At 38.9% G+C, this 20,255-nt stretch carries 22 protein-coding genes; 4 read left to right on the forward strand and 18 right to left on the reverse strand.

What is annotated here, in order from left to right:
• Window positions 1-82 precede the first annotated feature (82 nt).
• Window positions 83-1,018 (forward strand): DHH family phosphoesterase, encoded by a 936-nt coding sequence (locus QM928_RS00390; RefSeq protein ID WP_414294198.1) that lies wholly within the window; start codon window positions 83-85, stop codon window positions 1,016-1,018.
• Window positions 1,019-1,114: 96 nt separating this feature from the next.
• Window positions 1,115-1,357 (forward strand): type B 50S ribosomal protein L31, encoded by a 243-nt coding sequence (locus QM928_RS00395; protein WP_000710764.1) that lies wholly within the window; start codon window positions 1,115-1,117, stop codon window positions 1,355-1,357.
• Between the two features lie 45 nt (window positions 1,358-1,402).
• Here QM928_RS00395 and QM928_RS00400 read toward each other — a convergent pair whose 3' ends face one another.
• The 5 genes from QM928_RS00400 to QM928_RS00420 form a co-directional block, all read right to left on the reverse strand.
• Window positions 1,403-1,723, reverse strand: coding sequence for a heavy metal-binding domain-containing protein (locus QM928_RS00400; RefSeq protein ID WP_000587311.1), 321 nt, complete (start codon window positions 1,721-1,723; stop codon window positions 1,403-1,405).
• Between the two features lie 331 nt (window positions 1,724-2,054).
• The gene (locus QM928_RS00405; RefSeq protein ID WP_001284633.1) at window positions 2,055-2,330 is read right to left on the reverse strand and encodes an HU family DNA-binding protein; all 276 of its coding nucleotides are present in this window, start codon (window positions 2,328-2,330) and stop codon (window positions 2,055-2,057) included.
• Between the two features lie 106 nt (window positions 2,331-2,436).
• Window positions 2,437-3,273 carry a DegV family protein gene (locus QM928_RS00410; RefSeq protein WP_061863182.1) on the reverse strand — a complete coding sequence of 279 codons (837 nt, stop codon included), beginning with the start codon at window positions 3,271-3,273 and terminating at the stop codon, window positions 2,437-2,439.
• 182 nt (window positions 3,274-3,455) lie between these two features.
• On the reverse strand, window positions 3,456-4,685 hold the full coding sequence (locus QM928_RS00415) for a tetratricopeptide repeat protein (RefSeq protein ID WP_414294199.1): 1,230 nt from the start codon (window positions 4,683-4,685) through the stop codon (window positions 3,456-3,458).
• Window positions 4,675-5,838, reverse strand: a complete 1,164-nt coding sequence (locus QM928_RS00420; protein ID WP_223139852.1) for an AI-2E family transporter — start codon at window positions 5,836-5,838, stop codon at window positions 4,675-4,677. The genes QM928_RS00415 and QM928_RS00420 overlap by 11 nt, the downstream gene beginning before the upstream one ends.
• Window positions 5,839-6,047: 209 nt before the next feature.
• On the opposite strand from QM928_RS00420, the gene QM928_RS00425 reads away from it, so the two are divergent.
• Complete coding sequence (locus QM928_RS00425) at window positions 6,048-7,055, forward strand: lactonase family protein (RefSeq protein WP_414294200.1); 1,008 nt, start codon at window positions 6,048-6,050, stop codon at window positions 7,053-7,055.
• Between the two features lie 41 nt (window positions 7,056-7,096).
• Here the strand turns inward: QM928_RS00425 and QM928_RS00430 are convergent, their stop codons facing one another.
• From QM928_RS00430 to QM928_RS00490, 13 genes are all read right to left on the reverse strand, one after another.
• The gene (locus QM928_RS00430) at window positions 7,097-7,516 is read right to left on the reverse strand and encodes a F0F1 ATP synthase subunit epsilon (protein WP_000068038.1); all 420 of its coding nucleotides are present in this window, start codon (window positions 7,514-7,516) and stop codon (window positions 7,097-7,099) included.
• A gap of 10 nt (window positions 7,517-7,526) precedes the next feature.
• The gene (gene atpD, locus QM928_RS00435; protein ID WP_000094353.1) at window positions 7,527-8,933 is read right to left on the reverse strand and encodes a F0F1 ATP synthase subunit beta; all 1,407 of its coding nucleotides are present in this window, start codon (window positions 8,931-8,933) and stop codon (window positions 7,527-7,529) included.
• 81 nt (window positions 8,934-9,014) lie between these two features.
• Window positions 9,015-9,893, reverse strand: coding sequence for a F0F1 ATP synthase subunit gamma (locus QM928_RS00440; RefSeq protein ID WP_049509476.1), 879 nt, complete (start codon window positions 9,891-9,893; stop codon window positions 9,015-9,017).
• 15 nt (window positions 9,894-9,908) lie between these two features.
• Window positions 9,909-11,414, reverse strand: coding sequence for a F0F1 ATP synthase subunit alpha (atpA, locus tag QM928_RS00445; protein ID WP_414294201.1), 1,506 nt, complete (start codon window positions 11,412-11,414; stop codon window positions 9,909-9,911).
• Window positions 11,415-11,428: 14 nt separating this feature from the next.
• Window positions 11,429-11,965, reverse strand: a complete 537-nt coding sequence (locus QM928_RS00450) for a F0F1 ATP synthase subunit delta (protein WP_049549329.1) — start codon at window positions 11,963-11,965, stop codon at window positions 11,429-11,431.
• Window positions 11,965-12,459, reverse strand: coding sequence for a F0F1 ATP synthase subunit B (gene atpF, locus QM928_RS00455; RefSeq protein ID WP_414294202.1), 495 nt, complete (start codon window positions 12,457-12,459; stop codon window positions 11,965-11,967). Before atpF ends, QM928_RS00450 begins: the two co-directional genes overlap by 1 nt.
• A gap of 13 nt (window positions 12,460-12,472) precedes the next feature.
• A complete protein-coding gene (gene atpB / locus QM928_RS00460; RefSeq protein WP_414294203.1) occupies window positions 12,473-13,186 on the reverse strand; it encodes a F0F1 ATP synthase subunit A in 714 nt (237 codons plus the stop codon).
• Between the two features lie 34 nt (window positions 13,187-13,220).
• A complete protein-coding gene (locus QM928_RS00465) occupies window positions 13,221-13,421 on the reverse strand; it encodes a F0F1 ATP synthase subunit C (RefSeq protein ID WP_045615055.1) in 201 nt (66 codons plus the stop codon).
• Between the two features lie 227 nt (window positions 13,422-13,648).
• Window positions 13,649-13,960: a CHY zinc finger protein gene (locus QM928_RS00470; protein ID WP_414294204.1), complete on the reverse strand. Its 312-nt coding sequence runs from the start codon at window positions 13,958-13,960 to the stop codon at window positions 13,649-13,651.
• A gap of 13 nt (window positions 13,961-13,973) precedes the next feature.
• Entirely contained in the window at window positions 13,974-15,260 is a 1,287-nt protein-coding gene (locus QM928_RS00475; RefSeq protein WP_075228700.1) for a peptidase U32 family protein, read from the reverse strand.
• Window positions 15,261-15,385: 125 nt separating this feature from the next.
• Entirely contained in the window at window positions 15,386-17,605 is a 2,220-nt protein-coding gene (locus QM928_RS00480) for a ComEC/Rec2 family competence protein (protein ID WP_414294205.1), read from the reverse strand.
• Window positions 17,589-18,230, reverse strand: a complete 642-nt coding sequence (locus QM928_RS00485; protein ID WP_414294206.1) for a helix-hairpin-helix domain-containing protein — start codon at window positions 18,228-18,230, stop codon at window positions 17,589-17,591. Before QM928_RS00485 ends, QM928_RS00480 begins: the two co-directional genes overlap by 17 nt.
• A gap of 65 nt (window positions 18,231-18,295) precedes the next feature.
• A complete protein-coding gene (locus QM928_RS00490) occupies window positions 18,296-18,865 on the reverse strand; it encodes a GNAT family N-acetyltransferase (protein WP_414294207.1) in 570 nt (189 codons plus the stop codon).
• Window positions 18,866-19,033: 168 nt separating this feature from the next.
• Between QM928_RS00490 and ald the strand changes: the two genes are divergently transcribed.
• On the forward strand, window positions 19,034-20,146 hold the full coding sequence (gene ald, locus QM928_RS00495; protein ID WP_414294208.1) for an alanine dehydrogenase: 1,113 nt from the start codon (window positions 19,034-19,036) through the stop codon (window positions 20,144-20,146).
• The last annotated feature ends 109 nt before the right edge of the window (window positions 20,147-20,255 follow it).

Below are 20,255 nucleotides of genomic sequence, written 5' to 3' on the forward strand. Positions count from 1 at the left end.
TTCTCCATTATATCACATCTTTTTCATTTTAAAAATAAAAACTCTTGTGCTACAATGAAATAAGAAAGAATTGAGGTCACTTATGGAAATTTGCCATCAAATTTTAGAAAAAATTAAAGCATACGATACCATCATCATTCACCGTCACATGAAACCAGATCCTGATGCCTTAGGAAGTCAGGTTGGACTCAAAGCACTTCTGGAACATCATTTCCCAGAAAAAAAAATCAAGGTAGTCGGTTATGATGAACCTACTCTAACATGGCTTACAAAGATGGATCAGGTAGAAGACAAAGATTATCAAGGAGCGCTTGCTATCATTTGTGATACAGCAAATACTGCTCGTATCGATGATAAACGTTATATCAATGCTGAAACCATTATTAAAATTGACCACCATCCAAATGATGAAGTATACGGAGATCTTGTTTGGGTAGATACCAACTCAAGCAGTGCCAGTGAGATGATTGCTCTCTTTGCTGAAGCAACTAATCTTGAATTATCTGACTATGCAGCTAAAATGCTATGCGCTGGAATTATTGGCGATACCGGTCGTTTCCTTTATCCGTCTACTTCTGCTCGTACCCTTCGAATTGCTAGTAAACTAAGAGAACATAACTTTGACTATGCTGAATTAGCACGTAAAATGGACACCATGAGCTTTAAAATTGCTAAACTTCAAGGTTTTGTCTATGATCACTTAGAAGTTGATGAAAACGGTGTTGCGCGTGTCATTCTGACTCAAGAAATTCTAAAAACATATCAAGTAACAGACGCAGAAACAGCAGCCATTGTTGGTGCTCCAGGTCGTATTGATACTGTTAACCTTTGGGGAATATTTGTGGAACAAGCAGATGGCCACTATCGCGTTCGACTTCGCAGTAAATTCGTTCCAATCAATGGTGTTGCTAAAGAACATGATGGTGGAGGTCACCCACTTGCAAGTGGTGCTAACTCCTATAGCCTAGAGGAAAATGAAGTTATCTATCAAGAATTAAAAAACTTACTGAAAAAATAGATAAAAAGCTTGCCAAACTTAGCATAATCTGTTAGACTAGTATGGTAACAATCTATGGCTCGCAAAGAGACCATGGCAGAAAGGAAATATTGCAAAATGAAAAAAGATATCCATCCAGAATATCGCCCAGTTGTCTTCATGGACACAACTACTGGTTACCAATTCCTTAGCGGTTCAACAAAACGCTCTAACGAAACTGTTGAGTTCGAAGGCGAAACTTACCCATTGATCCGTGTGGAAATTTCATCAGACTCACACCCATTCTACACTGGACGTCAAAAGTTCACTCAAGCAGATGGACGCGTGGATCGTTTCAACAAAAAGTACGGTCTCAAATAATCATAAAAAGAACAGCTCTAGCTGTTCTTTTTTTGTTTCTTCAAATCAGGAGTCAACGACTACTGCTGTTCCACTACAAGTGACCATCAGCATACCATTTTCAGCACCTAAAGTTTCATAGTCCATTTTTATACCTATAATAGCATTTGCTCCACGTTCACTTGCACGCTCCATCATTTCTGCTATAGCTTCTTCTCTTGCTTGAGTCAATTCACCTTCATAACTACTCGCTCGACCTCCAAAAACATTACGGAAGCCAGCAGCCATATCTTTGAACATATTAACTCCAGCAACTACTTCACCAAAGACAATTCCTTTGTAGGCTAGGATTTTTTTCCCTTCAATTCCCGTAGTTGAAATAATCATCTTCCTTTCCTCCTAACTTCTTTTATTTAATTGTAAACCCTCTCACTAACTCTGTCAAGAAATACTATAAGGAGCTCAATACTTGAAAGGAAACTCTTCTCACCATCCTTGTTTGCTATCCATTTAGTGCCAATTGTATGGATGGTGGCCTAAATCTTTTCTTTGCAAGCCTAACTTGAGATAGGCTTATCGGCTTCACCATTCTTACCAATAGTAGATCTTAGAATCTAGAAGAGACTGTTCTCTCCTGCCCCCTTTTTGCCCCAAAACTACAAAAAAAGCCTATCGACCAAGCTAGAAAGCTTGATACAATAGGCTTTTTCTAAATTCATTATTTAACAGCGTCTTTAAGAGCTTTACCAGCTTTGAATGCTGGAACTTTTGAAGCTGCGATAGTGATTTCTTTACCAGTTTGTGGGTTGCGACCTTTACGTGCTGCACGCTCACGAACTTCGAAATTACCAAAACCGATCAATTGAACTTTTTCACCAGCTGCAAGGTAATCAGCTACTGCTGCAAATACAGCATCAACTGCTGCTGCTGAGTCTTTCTTTGTCAATTCTGTAGCTTCTGCTACTTTAGCGATCAAATCTTGTTTGTTTGCCATGTTAATAATTCCTCCAAATATTTTCTAATTAACAATTACAATCATATCCTAAATTCTCTTGTAGGTCAAGTCAAAAACGCTATTTCTTGCTATTTTCTTTATTTTTTTAGGACTCGTATCTGACCAAAATAGCCCAAGCATTTTCACCTGTATGGGTCTGGATAATAGAACCTGTTTCAAGTACAGAGATTGGTTTTTCAACGAATGGTTGTAGGATTTCTTTCATCTCTTCTGCCCAGTCCCGAGTTCCAGAATAGGAAATACCAATTTCTGCAACAGAACGCTCTGACAGTTTTGCAACTAGTTCATCCAACCATTTCTTAAAGGTTTTAGCTCCACGTCCTTTAACGATTGGTTGCAATTCATCATCTTTCATCTGCATGACTACTCGGATATTTAATAGAGAGCTTAAAAGACCTGTCACTCGGCCAATACGACCACCTTTAACAAGGTTTTCCAAGGTAGAAACACCAATATAGAGCTCTGTGTTCTTCTTCACTTCTTCAACATGAGCCACAATTGTCTCAATATCTTGTCCTTCTTGAGCTAACTTAGCTGCTTCAACCACTTGAAATTTTAGGGCTTGATCAGTAAAGGAACTATCCAATACGGTCACATTAGCCGTTGACAAACTTGCACCCTGACGAGCTGCTTCGACAGTTCCTGATAAGGCATGAGACATATGAATGGCTAAAATTTGACTACCGTCTTTACTCAACTCATCAAAAATCTCAGCAAAGAGTCCAACAGGAGGTTGACTTGTTTTAGGCAGATTTTTACTCTCTTTCATCAAGCGAAGAAATTCCCCTTCTTCAAGATCAGCATCCGAATAAAGAACACTATCAATCATTACAGAGAGCGGAACGACGGTAATATTTAATTCTTTGACCACTTCTGGTTCAATAGTAACAGAAGAATCTGTTACGATTTTTACTTGTGTCATAATTCAAATCTTTCTATGTTTCACTTTTTGAGTGAGTTTTTTCAATTTAACTATAACAATTATATCAAAAAAAAGCTAAAAATTCATACTGTATCTATTCATTTTTATGATGGAATTTATAGATTTTTAAATCTTTATTTTTATAAAAATAGTCGCCTGCTAAGACGACTACTGTTCATTTATCATAAACGTTCATACAAATCTTGCATTTGTATGTCATCAGGAACCAACTTGAGATAGTGTTGAATCTGTTCTCTTGCTTCTTCAAACCTTCCAAGTTCGCGTAATAGATGAATGTATTGCTCTAAAAACTCAGGATTTTCCTTGAGTTCTGGAACCAATGCCTGATAAGATTCATAGGCAGCATCCAAATCTTCAGTTTCTTGGTAACTCCGTGCAATCATCCACTTAGTCAAGAGATTTTCTGGCTCATATACTTCTAAGGCTAGAATATCCTCATACCGTTCTTGCTCCTGATACATGGTTGCTAGTCGCAAGAGGATTTCTTCTTGGTCTTCCGCATCTTCTTGGGCTTGAAGAAGATAAGCCTCTGCCTGTTCAGGTTGATGCAATTCGTAAGATAATTGTGAAGCAAGGAGTAGTAAACGTGTCTCGAATGGGTTTTTTTCCAAACCTTGTTGAGCAATCAGTAAGGCTTGCTCAGTCTGATGTTCCTTATGTAGAGCCTGACTATAACCATATTCATACCCTTCAAAATCTGGAGATATAGTATCCAGCTGTTTAAAATATAAAACTGCCTTTTGAAATTCCTCTTGATCAAAGTAAAGACTTGCTAATTCAAATGCAGTCTGATCTTCATACTCTAACTCTAAAGCTTTTTCTAAAAACTCTATGGCTGATTCAAACTTTCCAAGTCGAGCATAGGCAGTGCCAATTCGTTGATAGGTCGAAATCCCTGTCTGCTCATATATTTCACGATTATCCAGTTGAGCATAGCCCTTAATCGCTTCTAAATCATTTCCAAGTTCACTATCTAATTCTGCTAGCCCAAAAATCAATAAAGGATCATCAGAGTAATTAAGAGCTTCTAAGAGCTTCTCTCGAGCTACATCCGTCAATCCTTCCATTTGATAGAAATCAGCCTTTAAAACAAGCGCAGATACATAAGAATCGCTATTGGGTTGAATTTCTTCTAGATAGGCAAACGCTTCTTCAATTTGTCCGTCTTCGCTTGCGATACTAGCTAGATTGAGATTAACTTCTGGAAATATTGGAGCTAGTTTTTCATAGATTTGACGAGCTTGTGGATAAAAACCAATACTTTCTAGATAATAAGCCAGTTCCAGAAGAAGATCATCCGAGTCTTCTACCAAGGCTTTTTGAAAATAGTGATCAGCTCTTGTTAAATCTTGCTGATCCAAAGCTTCAAGCATTTCTTGACTATTGCTCACCTTCAACCTCCTCTTCTAACTCATACAGACCACTAACTTTTTTATACCATTCAAAAATCGCTGAAATAACAACTTTTGCTGAAGCATAAACAGGAATTCCTAGTAGGACTCCCCAAACACCAAACATAGAACCAGACGTCAACAAAACAAATAGAATAGTGATTGGATGGATGTTTAATTGACTACCTAAAATCAATGGAGATACAAAACGACCTTCAATTGTCTGCTCTACGATAAAAACGATAATAACTTTCAAGAGCATAACTGGTCCAGCAATTAAACCTAAGACCAGAGCTGGTAGCATGGCAAGGAAACTTCCAAGATAAGGGATAAGATTTAAAACCCCAGCAGTAATTCCAAGAGTCACTGCATATCTCAAACCAATAATCTTAAAGAAGATGATAAACATAATTGCTACGATAACAGCAACAGTAATTTGTCCTCTAACATAGTTAGAAAGTTGTTGGTTCACATCCGTTAGAACCTTACCTACTGGTTCTCTCAATTTATTTGGTAAGAATTGAGTGATATGATCTCTCAAACCTTTTCCATCTCTAAGGAGATAAAAGAGCATAAAGGGCATGATAATCAAAGCAACAATAACTTGTGACGTTCCACTAATAAGAGCACTCACCCAGTTCACAGCTTTTGATGAAATATTACTTGCCCAAGCAGTTGCTTGTGTTGAGAATTGAGCCAGAACCTGTTCTAGTTGAGGTCTAAAGTCATCTGGTAACCGCTTAGTTACAAGATCATCAATAACTCTGTCAGCATCTTCGAGATAATTTGGTACATTTTTCGCAAAAATAACTACTTGACGTTGAAGATTTGGAATCGCAACGGCCAGACCAATAATCAAGAGTATGGCAATAATGACAAAGATAATACTAATGGCTAAGACACGATTTATCTTATACTTCTCCATCAAATCCACCAGTGGATTTAAGAGATAAAAAAGTAATCCTGATAAAATAACAGGCAACATAACCACTGATAAAAAATCAACGACAGGGATAAATAAAAAACTAATCTTACTTAAAATAAAAATATTCAGACCTAGTAACAAGGCTACCAAAAAAACTGTAACAGCCTTATTATCTAAAAACCATTTAAAAAACCAAGATAAATTAAAATGTTTCTCTTTTTGTTCCATATCTACTTCCTTTCCTTTGTCCTTTCATTATACCATTTTTATAGGGAATAAACTGTTTTTAAAGTGTTGAGGTGACGATTGAGAACTTTAACAAAGCGACCTTGCTTTTTACTAATTTTATACTTAGATGTTTCATACTTTTTTCACTATTTTCTTCAGGTCTCCCAATTTATGATATAATAGAAACATCTTTATTTAGAGGTATAGCTATGATTGAAACAATTTATTTCGGAACTTACACACGTCGTTTATCCCAAGGGATTTATCAAGCTGATTTTGATACAGAAACTGGGCAACTATCCAATCTTAAACTATTTGCTGCTGAGCCGAGTCCGACCTATCTTGCATTTGATCAAAAAAATCACCTCTATTCAGTAGGTAGTAAAGACGGGAAAGGTGGTATCGCTGCTTATCAGACTGATGGTACTTTACTAAATCATGTAGTCGAAGAAGGTGCCCCTCACTGTTATGTTGCTGTCGATGAGAAACGTGGCCTAGTATATGGTGCTAACTATCACAAGGGACAAGTTTTGGTCTATAAACGTAAAGAAGATGGTAGTCTAGAATTGGCTGATACAGTTCAACATAGCGGTCATGGTCCTCATGAAAATCAAGCTTCTCCACATGTACACTATACAGATTTAACACCAGATCAGTATTTAGTCACTTGCGATTTAGGTACTGATGAGGTTACTACTTATGATGTCAATCCAGAAGGAAAACTAAATAAGCTAACTACCTACAATTGTAGTCCTGGTGCTGGTGCACGTCACCTTGTTTTTCACAACCACTACAAGATTGCTTATCTCATCTGTGAACTCAATAGTACAATTGAAGTATTGATTTATGATGGTGTTGGTGCATTTGAAAAAATGCAAGTTATTTCTACCCTTCCTGAAGGATTTAATGACTTTAATGGAACTGCTGCTATTCGTCTCTCACAAGATGGAAAATACCTGTACGCATCAAACCGTGGTCATGATTCTATTGTAGTTTACACTATTCTAGCTGATGGTAGTTTAGAATTGTTGGAATTCGTTCCTACAAACGGAAAAACTCCTCGAGACTTTATCATCTCACCAGACCAAGAATTTCTTATCGCTGTTCACCAGGATTCTGATAATGCAACTGTCTTTAAACGTAATCTAGAGACTGGTCGTCTTGCAGAACTTTCCAATGATTTTCACGTTCCCGAAGCGGTTTGCGTCACATTTTAAACATAAAAAATGAACTTGATTCTCAAATCAAGTTCATTTTTTTATAATTTATTTCCGACATTGATTCGGTTAATAGCACGTTGTAATGCAATCTTAGCACGACGCTCTTGGTCAATCAAGTGTTTGTCTTGCGCTTCTTCGATTTCACGTTCTGCACGAAGTTTGGCACGTTCTGCACGGCTAATATCGATATCACGAGCACGCTCAGCTGAGTCTGCAATAATGGTAATGACATCATTAGCAATCTCAATGATTCCTCCGTTTACTGCTATCCAGTTTACATGAGAATCATCATCAACTCGTTTAACTTTAACTTCATCAACTGCTAATACCGCAATCATATTTTGATGTCGTGGCAAGATCCCCATCTCACCATCCAGAGTTCGAACCGATACAAAGCTGGCATGGTGATCATAGACGAGGCCATCTGGTGTCACGATCTGGACAGTTAACTGAGCCATAGGTCACCTCTTAAAATCCCATTTTTTCAGCCTTAGCGATAACATCTTCGATTGAACCTACCCCACGGAAGGCATCTTCTGGGAGATGATCGTGTTTTCCGTCGAGAATTTCCTTAAATCCACGAACTGTTTCAGCTACTGGAACATATGAACCTGGTTGACCAGTAAATTGTTCCGCAACGTTGAAGTTTTGTGAAAGGAAGAACTGAATACGACGGGCACGAGCAACCAAAGTCTTTTCTTCATCAGAAAGTTCATCCATACCAAGGATGGCGATGATATCTTGCAACTCATGGTAACGTTGAAGAACACGTTTAACTTCAGCCGCAACTGCGTAGTGCTCTTCTCCAACGATTTCAGGTGCCAAAGCACGAGAGCTTGAAGCAAGTGGGTCAACGGCTGGGTAGATTCCCAATTGAACCAATTTACGTTCCAAGTTTGTTGTTGAATCCAAGTGGGCGAAAGCTGTTGCTGGCGCTGGGTCAGTATAGTCATCCGCTGGCACGTAGATAGCCTGGATAGAGGTTACAGAACCTTTCTTAGTTGAAGTGATACGTTCTTGCAATTGACCCATTTCTGTTGCGAGGGTTGGTTGGTAACCAACGGCTGATGGCATACGACCCAAAAGGGCAGATACTTCTGAACCAGCTTGTGTGAAACGGAAAATGTTGTCAATAAAGAGAAGAACGTCTTGACCTTCTACATCACGGAAGTATTCAGCGATTGTCAAACCAGTAAGGGCAACACGCATACGTGCTCCTGGTGGTTCATTCATCTGACCAAATACCATGGCTGTTTTCTCGATAACGCCTGATTCTTTCATTTCCCAGTAGAGGTCATTTCCTTCACGAGTACGTTCCCCAACACCTGTAAATACTGAGATACCACCGTGTTCTTGAGCAATATTGTGAATCAATTCTTGGATCAAGACAGTCTTACCAACTCCGGCACCACCGAAGAGTCCGACTTTACCACCTTTAAGATAAGGGGCAAGAAGGTCGATAACCTTAATCCCTGTTTCGAGGATTTCTGAAGAGGTAGACAACTCATCAAAAGTAGGTGCTTTTTTATGAATTGGCTGACGTTCTGCGTCTTCTCCAAAAGGAGCTTCCAAGTCAATGGTATCTCCCAAAACATTGAAGACACGTCCCAAGGTTTCTTTACCTACTGGTACAGAGATTGGACGACCAGTGTCCAATACTTCCATTCCACGAGTTAAACCATCTGTTGATTCCATAGCGATGGTACGAATCATACCATCTCCCAACTCTAAGGCTACTTCAAGGACGATTTTTGTTTTCTTTTCGTCATTTTTGTAGACGACAAGTGCATTGTTAATCTCAGGAAGTTTTTCCCCTGCTGCAAACAAAACGTCTACAACGGGTCCGATAACCTGAGCAATTTTACCTGAACTCATCTCCTTCTCCTATTCTATATAAGATACTGTCGGTTCCTAGTTTTGCTAGGTCCTAAGTTCATTGATATGAGCAAGATGGCTTTATTCTAAAGCGCTAGCTCCTGCCACGATTTCTGTGATTTCTTGTGTAATCGCCGCCTGTCTGGCACGGTTATACTGGATTGTCAAATCATTAATCACTTTTTTGGCATTATCTGTCGCTGTTTGCATAGCTGTCATACCAGCAGCATTTTCAGCTGTCTTGGCATCAATAATAGCACCATAAATCATACTTTCTGCAAACTGTGGCAGCAATTGATTCAAGATTTCTTCACGACTTGTTTCAAGCTCAAATGTCAAGCTATAGTTATCATCTGCTTCATTTGGATCCAAGTCCACGATTGGAAGCATCTGTTCTACACGCATTTGACTTGTCAATGTATTCACGTGGTGGTTGTAGCAAACGTAGAGCTCATCGAAAAGTTCGTTTTGATACATTTCAATCGTTTTTGTAATAATCTTACGAACTTCATCAAAGCTTGGTTGGCTTGCAAGTCCACGCAATTCATAGATTGGTTGAATACCGCGTGATTTGAAGAAATCGGCTCCCATACCACCGATACAAATGACCTCAAAGTCATCACCTGAAGGATGGTATTCTTGCTGGATTTCCATGACAGCTTTTAAGATTGAAGAATTATATCCTCCAACAAGACCACGGTCAGATGTAATGACGATATAGCCTGTTTTTTTGACGGGGCGACTGATCAACATTGGATTCGTTGATCCGCCAGCGCCATCTCCGTGAAGGATATCTGTAACCAGTTTACGTACTTTTTGTGCATAAACTTGGAAGTTACGAGCTGCTTCTTCAGAACGACCTAACTTAGCTGCAGAAACCATCTGCATAGCGTTAGTAATTTGACTAGTATTTTTTGTTGAGGCGATTTTTGTTTTAATATCATTTAGAGATACTGCCATCTGACACCTCTATTCTTATTGGAAGCTTGATTGATTGAGAAACTCAGTAATCGCAGCATCCAAGACTGCTTCATCTGGCAAGTCTTTTGTTTCACGAATGGTTTCCAAAATTTCAGGATGTTGAGCATCAAAGAACATATGGAACTCTTCTTCGAAACGAACGATATCGTCTACAGGAATTGTATCCAAGAAACCATGGGTCAAAGCATAGAGAATAGTAACTTGTTTCTCAACAGGTAATGGTTTGTGAACAGGTTGTTTCAATACTTCAACAGTACGACGACCACGGTTCAATTTAGCCTGAGTAGCTGCATCCAAGTCTGAACCAAATTTAGTGAAGGCTTCCAACTCACGGTACGAAGCAAGGTCGATACGAAGGGTACCAGCAACTTTCTTCATGGCCTTAATCTGTGCAGAACCACCAACACGAGATACAGAAGAACCTGCATCAATAGCCGGACGGATACCAGCATTAAAGAGACTATCGCTTAAGAAGATTTGTCCGTCTGTAATAGAGATTACGTTTGTAGCGATATAGGCTGAGATATCTCCTGCTTGTGTTTCGATAAACGGTAGAGCTGTAATAGATCCACCACCTAGTTCATCAGAAACTTTAGCAGAACGTTCAAGCAGACGACTGTGAAGGTAGAAGACATCCCCTGGGAAGGCTTCACGACCTGGTGGACGACGGAGCAAGAGAGAAAGTTCACGATAAGCTACCGCTTGTTTAGATAAGTCATCATAAACGATCAAGACATGTTTACCTTGGTACATAAATTCTTCGGCCATAGCAACTCCTGCATAAGGTGCAAGGAAAAGCAATGGAGAAGGTTGTGAAGCTGATGCTGTCACAACGATTGTGTAATCCAAAGCTCCGTACTGGCGAAGTGTTTCTACTTGTGTACGAACTGTTGATTCTTTTTGACCAATCGCTACATAGATACAAATCATATTTTGACCTTTTTGGTTCAAGATAGCATCAATAGCGATGGTAGTTTTCCCTGTTTGACGGTCACCGATAATCAACTCACGTTGACCACGTCCGATTGGAACAAGGGCATCAATAGCTTTCAAACCAGTTTGCAATGGTTCTGATACTGATTTACGTTGCATAACCCCAGGAGCTGGTGCTTCAACTGGACGAGTTTTACCTGTGTCGATTGGACCAAGTCCGTCTACTGGACGACCAAGGGGATCCACGACACGTCCAATCAAGCTATCACCAACTGGAACTTCCATGATTTTCCCTGTACGACGAATGGTATCGCCTTCGCGGATATCTGTAAAGTCTCCAAGGATGATAATACCAACATCTGTTGATTCTAAGTTTTGCGCCATACCATAAGAGCCGTTTTCAAAAATCAACAACTCTCCACTCATGGCATTTTCAAGGCCATGAGCACGCGCAATTCCGTCCCCGATGTAGGTTACAACACCAGTTTCAGTCACATCAAAATTGGGTTTGAAATTTTCAATTTGTTGCTTAATTAAAGCGCTGATTTCTTGTGCGTTAATTGCCAAAAGAACACCACTTTCTATTTCAAATTTTCCTTAACAACTTTAAGTTGTTGTTTAATACTAACATCAATTGTCTTGTGATTGGCGATAATAACAAAACCACCGATTAAACTATCGTCGATTTCTTCTTTAATGCTACGCACTTTTAAAGACATCTTTTTCTCTATAATAGGAAGTAGACGTTCTTTCTGTTCATCAGTTAGAGGATGAGCAGACATAATCGTTACTTCAAAACGATTCGTTTCTCTCTCAAGACGGTTTAAACAATCTACAATCACATCATAAAAAAGATTTGATCGATGATTATACAACAGAACTTGAATAAAGTTTTGTAATAATGGCGATGCAGAATCTTGGAAATAACTGACTGTTTTTTCCTTGTCAGACTCATCAACATCTACCTGAGCCAAAAAAGAAGGCAAGTCTGTTTCTTCAGCGACTTGCTTAATCTGGGTCAAGTCTGAGAAGATAGAATCTTCTTCTCCTTTTTCAATCACCAACTGGACAAAAGGCATGCTGTATTTTTCAATTACCTTTACTGTCTTTTTGTCCATTAAGCTTCTCCTAGCTGATCGATATACTGATCAATGAGTTCTTTATGGGCATGACCGTCAAGGTTTTGTGAGATAATTTTTCCAGCTAGACTAACTGTCAAATCTGCTACCTCACCTTTAACGCTTTGTAAAGCCTCAGCTTTGTTTTGCGCAATTTCTTGGTTAGCTTTTTCTTTCAAGCGACCAGCTTCTAGTTTCGCTTCAGCCAGAATATCTGATTTGCTCTTTTCAGCTGTCTCCTTAGCATTCTCGATGATAGTTTTAGCTTCGCTTCGGCTACCTGCTAATTCATCTTCACGCTTTTGAGCAAGAGTTTCTGCTTTTTGACGAGCTTGTTCAGCACCATCAATATCAGCAGCAATCTTTTCTGCGCGTTCTTCGAAGACACTTGTCAAGTTTGACCATGCGTATTTTTTGACTAAGAAAATCAAAAGGATAAAAGAGCCAGCAATTAAAATAAAGTTACCAATCAATTCACCTACTGTAACGTGCATCATTTACTCCTTTCTACTCTTCATCATTAATTTTATTTCCTAGGTACATAGAGGATAATAGTGTAAAGACATAGGCTTGTACACAAGAAATGAACACGGAAAATGCAGTCCAAACTAAGTTTGCCCCAAATGCGACTGGATACCAAAAAATAGCCTGATGTGAAAGTAAGAGAAGCAAGCTTATCATTACTTCACCTGCAAAGATATTCCCAAAAATCCGCAAAGCAAGAGAAAGGAAATTCGTGAATTCTTCAAGTAGATTCATCGGTGTCATAAATGCAGGAGTTACAAAAACTTTTAGGTATTGTTTAATCCCACGACGACGAATCCCCTCAATGTGGGCCATCACAATAATACAGAACGACAAGACAAGGTCAAATGAAAGATTTGCAGTTGGCGATGTCCAAAGGTTTGTCCCATCTGTAGTTTGAAGTTTTGCCATCAAACCAAGATTATTTGCGATAACCATAAAAAGAAATAAACACAAGTAAAAGAGTGAGTAATCTTTCATGTACCGAGAACCTACGTTGGGTTCTGTAAATCCGACTACAAAGTCATAGAGATACTCGAGTACATTTTGCTTTCCTTTGGGTTTCACAGTCATATTACGACTTGCCCAATAGATAAAGCCAAAAATCAGTGTCACAGACAACAAAGTCATTGCTGTCAAGGTTAAATCAAAGGTAACAGGACCAATATTGATGGTTGGATTGATACTTTCTTCCATCTAGAATCCTCCCTTTTCCATTTTATACTTCTCTTTATTTGATGATAAATGAAAATACGAGAGTTATGAAGAAAGTTCCTTCAATAAAGGCAACCCCCAAGATCATCAAACTACGTAATTGTGGAATGATATCTGGTTGGCGTGCTGCAGATTTGAACAAACCGTTCATCAAAAATCCTTCTGCAAGAGATACACCCATACAGGCAAGACATAGACCGAAAAATGTTAAATTCATGACGAATTCTCCTTTTTTAAATTAAATTTACTTCCCTAGTTTAGTCCTAAAATTTGCTTTTGTCAACTTTTTACTAGCATTGAAAGCGTTTCTAATCATTTATTTCTATTTTTACGATTTTCAAGACATTTATATAGAAAATTTTAAGGTCTTTTCAGGTTATTTTCCTTATCTTTCCTATTTTTCTGAAAACAAAAACCCAGGTTTTACAACCTGGATTTTTATCCTTATTTAAAATAATAGGAATGGTGACTCTGACAAGCTGGATTAAATGCAGCATTACAATATGGACAGCTACTTTTCTTTGAATACTCCTCATAAGTTAAGGTTTTCTTACAGGAACCACATAAGATAGGTCTGTCCTCTTTTAGACTTAAAGGATAAGGAGTAAATGTGTGTGTTTCTAATGCATTGTGGCATTGATAACAAGCATAGTATTTCTGACACTCATAGCATTGAAGTGCTACGATGTCTTTATCAGTATGGTAATGAACACATCTGCTTTCATCATCTACCAGTAATCCCTGAGCTTGAATCATGATTTTTCCTTATCTAGGCACGAACAGTAACGCTTGTTCCATCTTCTTTATAGAGGTTAATCAGACCTTCTTTCAAAGCACGGACCATATCACCAGCTTCTACTGGTTGAGGAACCTTGATGGTTAAAAGTTCCATTGGATTTGGTGCACGGTCAATTTTATTACCTTTAGCATCATGAAGGTCTTCGATATAAGTTTCAAAATGGCGGAAACCTGGGCCATAAAACTCAACTTGGTCACCTTCATTGATAACGTTACGTTGGCGAATAGTTGCTGTTTGCGTCGCATCATCATAAGCTACTACTTCAGCAACAAACTTGTATTCTGGAATCTTACGACGAGCACCGAACAGTTGTTCATTTTCAGATGGTGTCCCATAGTAGAAACCTGTAGCCAATTCACGTTGAGCCACCTTCCACATTTCATCAATCAAGTCTTGCTTAATAGCTTCAAACTTTTCAGGACTCTCAAGATAGGCATCAACGGCAGCCTTGTAGCAGTTTGTAACTGTTGAAACATAGTGAATAGACTTCATACGACCTTCAATTTTAAGACTGTCCACACCATTTTCAATCATATCTGGAATATGGTCAATCATCGACATATCAACAGCTGACATGGAGAATTCTTCCGGAATTTCTCCCTTGAGACTCTTACGCTCCTTACCAAATGGCATATCGTAAAGGTCATATTTCCAACGGCAAGATTGTGAACATCCACCACGGTTGGCGTCACGCATACTCATATGGTTAGAGAGGGTACAACGACCAGAGTAGGAAATACACATAGCTCCATGGACGAAGGCTTCAATCTCTACGTCTGTACGTTTGCGAATTTCTGCCAATTCTTCCATAGAAACCTCACGCGCCAAAACAACGCGAGTCAATCCAAGTTCCTTCCAGAATTCAAGAGTTTCATAATTGGTCGCACTAGCCTGGGTTGAAAGGTGGATTTCAAGTCCTGGTGCTTCTGTTGCAGCAATCATGATCAGGGCTGGATCAGACACGATAACCGCTGCAATCCCAATATCACGTAATTTACGGAACCATTCGCCGGCCCCTTCTTCGTTTCCTTCGTGCATGACCATATTAGCAGCTACATAAACCTTAGCACCGTACTTAGCAGCGAACTGAACTCCTTCTTCCATCTGTTCGAAAGTGAAGTTACCCGCGCGGCTACGAAGACCATAGGCCTGACCACCGATAAAGACAGCATCTGCTCCGTATTGAACAGCTACTTTAAGTTTTTCTAGTGTTCCTGCAGGTGATAGAACCTCAGGACGTTTCAAAGTTTTTGTCATTTTTTCTCCTATTTGCAATATAAAAGTTTGACACCAATCTTAACTATTTTATAGTAAACAGGACGCAAAATCAAGCCTTGATTGATTGTTTAGACAATTTTAATTTTTAGTTTTCTCTGAAAACGTTATTGAACAGTTTCAACATTCCAAGTAGTCCATCCCTTGAAACGAATGGCGCCCTTTTTGTCAGTTTTTAATACCAAATTCTCAAGTTCTTTATCTTCTTGGTTATTCTCCCCATTTTTAACTTTAAATGATTTTTTCTTGTCTATTGAAATAACAGTGATTTTAGGGTGTACAGTTTTGAAGATTTCGATATCTGTTTTTTTATTTGATACTTGCTGATGAGTTATTACTACATCTGCTTGTAGTCTTGGATAATAGCTAGTTAAAAACTTCTCCTCTATATTTCCAGTAACTAGAAAGGTTTGGTTTAGTAGTTTACCATACATTGCTATTGAGTCATTTTTATTCTTATTTTGAGTTGCGATTACTTCCAAACCACTTCCAAAAATAGGTAACTGCTGTCCTGTTTTGATAGCACCTACCTTGACTTTGCTTACCTTCAGCTTATCCATAAATTCTCTTTTAGATAGATTTTCTTCAGTTACTAGAATCTCTCCAAGCTCAAATACTTTACTGATTTCTAACACATGATCTAACTGCTTAGTATCACTAGTCGTTAGAACCAGCTGATCAATCTTTGCGACTCCTCTACTTTTTAGATAAGGGATTAAGCTACGTTTGGCATTGCTCGTGGTGACTTTCTCCTGCCAGGCTTCTTTCTTTTCAACTGCTAGCTTTTCACCAACATCCAGTAGTATGGTCTTTCCTGTCATGTCTCTTAGGAAAATGCTTCGTCCCTGTTCCATATCAAGGACCGTGATTTCATTTTCTAGTGGATGTTTGGTTACTAAAAAGAACGAGATGGCAACTATAACAAGTATAGATATTTTTTTCACATTCTTTCGATAGTCGTAGATGAGAGCTAAAGTAATCAAAAGAAGGATTAAAATCCAAAGACTCGGCTGACCAAAAACAAGAGGCCTCGTAGATAGCTGAGAAATATAGCGTATGATGTTTTCTAACCATTCAAAGAGAAAGTTGAACTGGGTGATGGGATATATAAATGACAGACAGAAGAGAATCGATAAGAGTGGTAACAGAACCATATCAAATAATAATGAAAAAGCAAAGGTCAAAAGAATGGACCACGGTTGAAATTCAGAAAAGTAAAAAGATAAAATTGGCAGAATTCCCAAGGAAATAATGCAACTCTCTCTAACCAGACCTTTTATCCCTGCTACTTCCTCACCAGTCATTGTCAGGATAAAGGCATAAGCACAGGAAAGAACTCCCCCAGCAGTTAAGAAAAAGTTCGGCATGATAAGAAATAGAATAGTAATCGTCAAAGCAAAATTATCCAGTGACTTAAAACCATGCTGAGCCAATAGCTTTTGTAGAAGACTACGAATAACTGAAGCTGAAAATCCTGTCAAGCCTGCATAAAACAAAGAAAAGGGATAAGCTAGCCATTTGAACTTCTCTTGCGTCAAGCCCAATCGCAAGAGTGACTTTTTAAAAGCATTCATGAAAAATCCGACCTGCATTCCAGACAAAGCAAAAAGGTGAATAATCCCTAGGCTGGAATAAAGTTCATTCATTTCCTCAAAATCTGTATCTAAATGTCCCAATAAAAGACCTGTCATATAATTGCGCATGGGATCGGGAAAATTCCTTTTTATCCAGACAACTGCTTTTCTCCGCAAACTTGATAGATTTTCTCCAATATCCCAACTGGAAATTTGCTTTAATTCCACAATTTCGGATATGGTCATAGTCTGATAAATTCCTTGTGTTTTGAGATAGTTTCGATAATCAAAACCCGCAAAATTACTGGCTCCTTGAGGACTAGCTAGCTTGCCTTTCACAACCATTTCATGTAGTTCAGATAAATCTTGAAATTTTTCCTTTTCAACTTCTGACTGGAGTTTATAATAGACCTGAAAGAGTCTGCCCTCAGCCTTGCCACGAAAAGATAAGCTATCACCATTTACTTTGATGGTATCCGATAATATTCTCACTGTATCAACCGTGTCTACAAGATTCCGACTGGCTTCTTCTTGCTGCCATTTTTGAAATAAAAACCAACTCCCAAATATGCTGCAAATCAAGAGGACCTTAGTCACAGTTTTCCATGGAAATTGGAAAAAGAGGCAGACTAGTAAAAAGACAAAGCCCAAAAGTGCTAGAAAGCTTGCTGAAAAGATTGCATAGTAGAGCCATAGCAAAAGAAAACTGAGATAGATTTTTGGAATTGGAAAGCGACTAATCCACTGTAACATACTCTTTTAACTTTTCTATCGTTTTTGCACCAATACCAGAAACCTTTTTGAGCTCATCTACTGACTTAAACTTACCGTTGGAATCACGATGGTCGATAATATCTTGAGCACGTTTAGCACCTAAACCTTTGACTTGTTTCAGTTCCTCTAAACTGGCTTTATTAAGATTGACTTTCTTATTTTCTTTGGTGTTGGAAGCATTTGACTGTGCCTCTTGACTAGTAGCTTCTTCCTTAGTCGGAACATAGACAAGTGCTTCGTCACTAATTCTCTGGGCAAGATTGATAGACTTACTGTCTGCATTATCTGTCAAGCCACCAGCTTTCTGGACAGCATCATTGATACGACTTCCAACTGGCAAATCATAAATCCCTGGTGTTTTGACAGCCCCTTTGACATCGACAGTAATTAGGTCTTGCTCCACCACTTCTTCCTTCTGATTTTTATCATCCTTTTCATCCGTCGAATCCTTTGTAGCAGTTGTAACTTCAGTCTGCAAATTGCTTTCCTTGGCAGGTGTTTGCGTTGATGGCTTCAGCAGGAAACATCCACCCAATACCAAGCCCAAACCTGCACAGATAACAATAATTTTGTATTCTTTAATTTTCTCAATAAGTTCTTCCATATTTTCTCCTCTCTTAGCTTATTCGTAAGAGAAAGAAAAAACAGCTGAAAAATCTTTTCAACTGCTTATTTATTTGTAAAATAGTCTTCCTTGGTCAAGACATAATGAACTCTTGTAACGATTCGACCCGGTTCTTTTTTGTCCAATCTAGCATATGGTTCTTCGTGAGAAAAGCGCATGCCTGATTTCTCCATAACCTTTCCTGATGCGGGATTATCCTTATCATGAAAAGCGTCTAACTTATTCATTCCAATTTTTTCAAAAGCCAGCTCAATCACGGCACGATTGGCTTCTGTCGTCAATCCTTGATTCCAATATTTTTGATTGATAATGTAGCCAATAGCTGCCTTCTTAAGAACAGGATCCATCTTGTGCAAGTCAATAGTTCCGATAAACTGACCAGTGCTTTTTAGTTCAATTCCCCATCGGCCCAAGGGGTTGGCTAGATAAAACTGAGCAATATTGTTCTTGGTTTCCTCTACACTTTGATTGGTTGGAAAAGTGTAGCGTGTATTTTCTTTGTTTGAAGCATACTCAAACATGGCTTCTGCATCGTCAACTGTTACTGGTCTAAGAACTAATCGTTCTGTTTCAATAATTGGATGTTTAGCTAGTTTGATAAATAGTGATTCCATGATTGCACCTCTCAAAATATATTGCTAAAAGAATAACATAAAAGAAATAGGTTTACAAGTTTTTCTTGCAATTTAAAGCGGTTTCATATACAATAAAGTCATCACAAAAACTCTAAAGAATGATGTGATACAAAAATTGAAACAGCGTAATAGAAAGTGAGTTATCCTATGCTAATTGGAATTCCAAAGGAAATTAAAAATAATGAAAATCGTGTTGCTTTGACACCTGCTGGTGTACAAAGTCTCGTTGGTCGTGGCCACCGTGTCCTCATCGAAACAAATGCTGGACTTGGATCTGGTTTTACTGATGCTGACTATGAAAAACAAGGAGCTGAAATTGTCGCAACTGCTGCTGAAGCCTGGGCTGCAGAATTGGTTGTTAAAGTCAAGGAACCGCTAGCTAGTGAGTACCAGTTCTTGCGTGAGGATTTACTTCTCTTCACCTACTTGCACATGGCAGCTGCTCCAGAATTGGCTGATGCTATGCTTGCAGCTAAAACAACTGGTGTTGCTTATGAGACTGTCCGTGATACTCAAGGACAACTTCCACTTCTCGTTCCAATGAGTGAGGTTGCAGGTCGTATGGCTGTCCAAATTGGAGCCCACTTTTTGACTAAACAAGCTGGTGGTTCAGGAGTTCTACTCGGTGGTGTTCCTGGTGTTCCTAAAGGAAAAGTAACCATCATTGGTGGTGGTGTCGTTGGTACTCACGCAGCTCGTATCGCTCTTGGTTTGGGAGCTCAAGTAACCATTCTTGATATCAGCGCTAAACGCCTCTCAGTCCTTGAAGACGTCTTTGGCCACCAAATCCAAACCCTCATGTCTAATCCATTTAATATCGAAGCAAGTGTACGTGAAGCAGACGTTGTGATCGGTGCTGTCTTGATTCCTGGTGCCAAAGCACCAAAATTGGTAACAGATGACATGGTTCAACAAATGCGTCCTGGTTCTGTCATTGTTGACGTTGCTGTTGACCAAGGTGGTGTTATAGCGACAGCTGACCGAGTGACAACTCACGATGAACCAGTCTATGAAAAACACGGTGTTCTTCATTATGCGGTTGCTAACATTCCTGGAGCAGTTGCTCGCACATCTACGATTGCCCTTACAAATGTGACTCTTCCTTATATCGAAGCCTTGGCAGGTAAAGGATTTAAGAAAGCTATCCTTGAAGACGCAGGCTTGCTTGAAGGTGTAACAACCTATCAAGGATACCTCACCAGCCAACCAGTTGCAGAAGGCTTGGATCGTGACTTCACTTCAATCAGTGAACTTGTTTAAAATGATTTATAAATTTAAACTACAAAAATAGAATGCTACGTAAAAACTAGCTTCTAAATCTCAAAAACGAGCATTTCCGTTCTTGGAGATGCTCGTTTTCTCATGTCAT

Origin of the sequence: Streptococcus infantis (assembly GCF_047460405.1) — a bacterium.
GTDB lineage: Bacteria > Bacillota > Bacilli > Lactobacillales > Streptococcaceae > Streptococcus > Streptococcus infantis_Q.

Coding starts and splice junctions, on each gene's coding strand:
- QM928_RS00410 (WP_061863182.1), bottom strand. CDS start 3,273: ATGACACAAGTAAAAATCGTAACAGATTCTTCTGTTACTATTGAACCA.
- QM928_RS00440 (WP_049509476.1), bottom strand. CDS start 9,893: ATGGCAGTATCTCTAAATGATATTAAAACAAAAATCGCCTCAACAAAA.
- atpF (WP_414294202.1), bottom strand. CDS start 12,459: ATGCACGTTACAGTAGGTGAATTGATTGGTAACTTTATTTTAATTGCT.
- atpB (WP_414294203.1), bottom strand. CDS start 13,186: ATGGAAGAAAGTATCAATCCAACCATCAATATTGGTCCTGTTACCTTT.
- atpD (WP_000094353.1), bottom strand. CDS start 8,933: ATGAGTTCAGGTAAAATTGCTCAGGTTATCGGACCCGTTGTAGACGTT.
- QM928_RS00405 (WP_001284633.1), bottom strand. CDS start 2,330: ATGGCAAACAAACAAGATTTGATCGCTAAAGTAGCAGAAGCTACAGAA.
- QM928_RS00490 (WP_414294207.1), bottom strand. CDS start 18,865: ATGGAATCACTATTTATCAAACTAGCTAAACATCCAATTATTGAAACA.
- QM928_RS00395 (WP_000710764.1), top strand. CDS start 1,115: ATGAAAAAAGATATCCATCCAGAATATCGCCCAGTTGTCTTCATGGAC.
- QM928_RS00400 (WP_000587311.1), bottom strand. CDS start 1,723: ATGATTATTTCAACTACGGGAATTGAAGGGAAAAAAATCCTAGCCTAC.
- QM928_RS00475 (WP_075228700.1), bottom strand. CDS start 15,260: ATGACAAAAACTTTGAAACGTCCTGAGGTTCTATCACCTGCAGGAACA.
- QM928_RS00420 (WP_223139852.1), bottom strand. CDS start 5,838: ATGGAACAAAAAGAGAAACATTTTAATTTATCTTGGTTTTTTAAATGG.
- QM928_RS00390 (WP_414294198.1), top strand. CDS start 83: ATGGAAATTTGCCATCAAATTTTAGAAAAAATTAAAGCATACGATACC.
- QM928_RS00425 (WP_414294200.1), top strand. CDS start 6,048: ATGATTGAAACAATTTATTTCGGAACTTACACACGTCGTTTATCCCAA.
- ald (WP_414294208.1), top strand. CDS start 19,034: ATGCTAATTGGAATTCCAAAGGAAATTAAAAATAATGAAAATCGTGTT.
- QM928_RS00450 (WP_049549329.1), bottom strand. CDS start 11,965: ATGGACAAAAAGACAGTAAAGGTAATTGAAAAATACAGCATGCCTTTT.
- QM928_RS00480 (WP_414294205.1), bottom strand. CDS start 17,605: ATGTTACAGTGGATTAGTCGCTTTCCAATTCCAAAAATCTATCTCAGT.
- QM928_RS00485 (WP_414294206.1), bottom strand. CDS start 18,230: ATGGAAGAACTTATTGAGAAAATTAAAGAATACAAAATTATTGTTATC.
- QM928_RS00465 (WP_045615055.1), bottom strand. CDS start 13,421: ATGAATTTAACATTTTTCGGTCTATGTCTTGCCTGTATGGGTGTATCT.
- QM928_RS00430 (WP_000068038.1), bottom strand. CDS start 7,516: ATGGCTCAGTTAACTGTCCAGATCGTGACACCAGATGGCCTCGTCTAT.
- QM928_RS00470 (WP_414294204.1), bottom strand. CDS start 13,960: ATGATTCAAGCTCAGGGATTACTGGTAGATGATGAAAGCAGATGTGTT.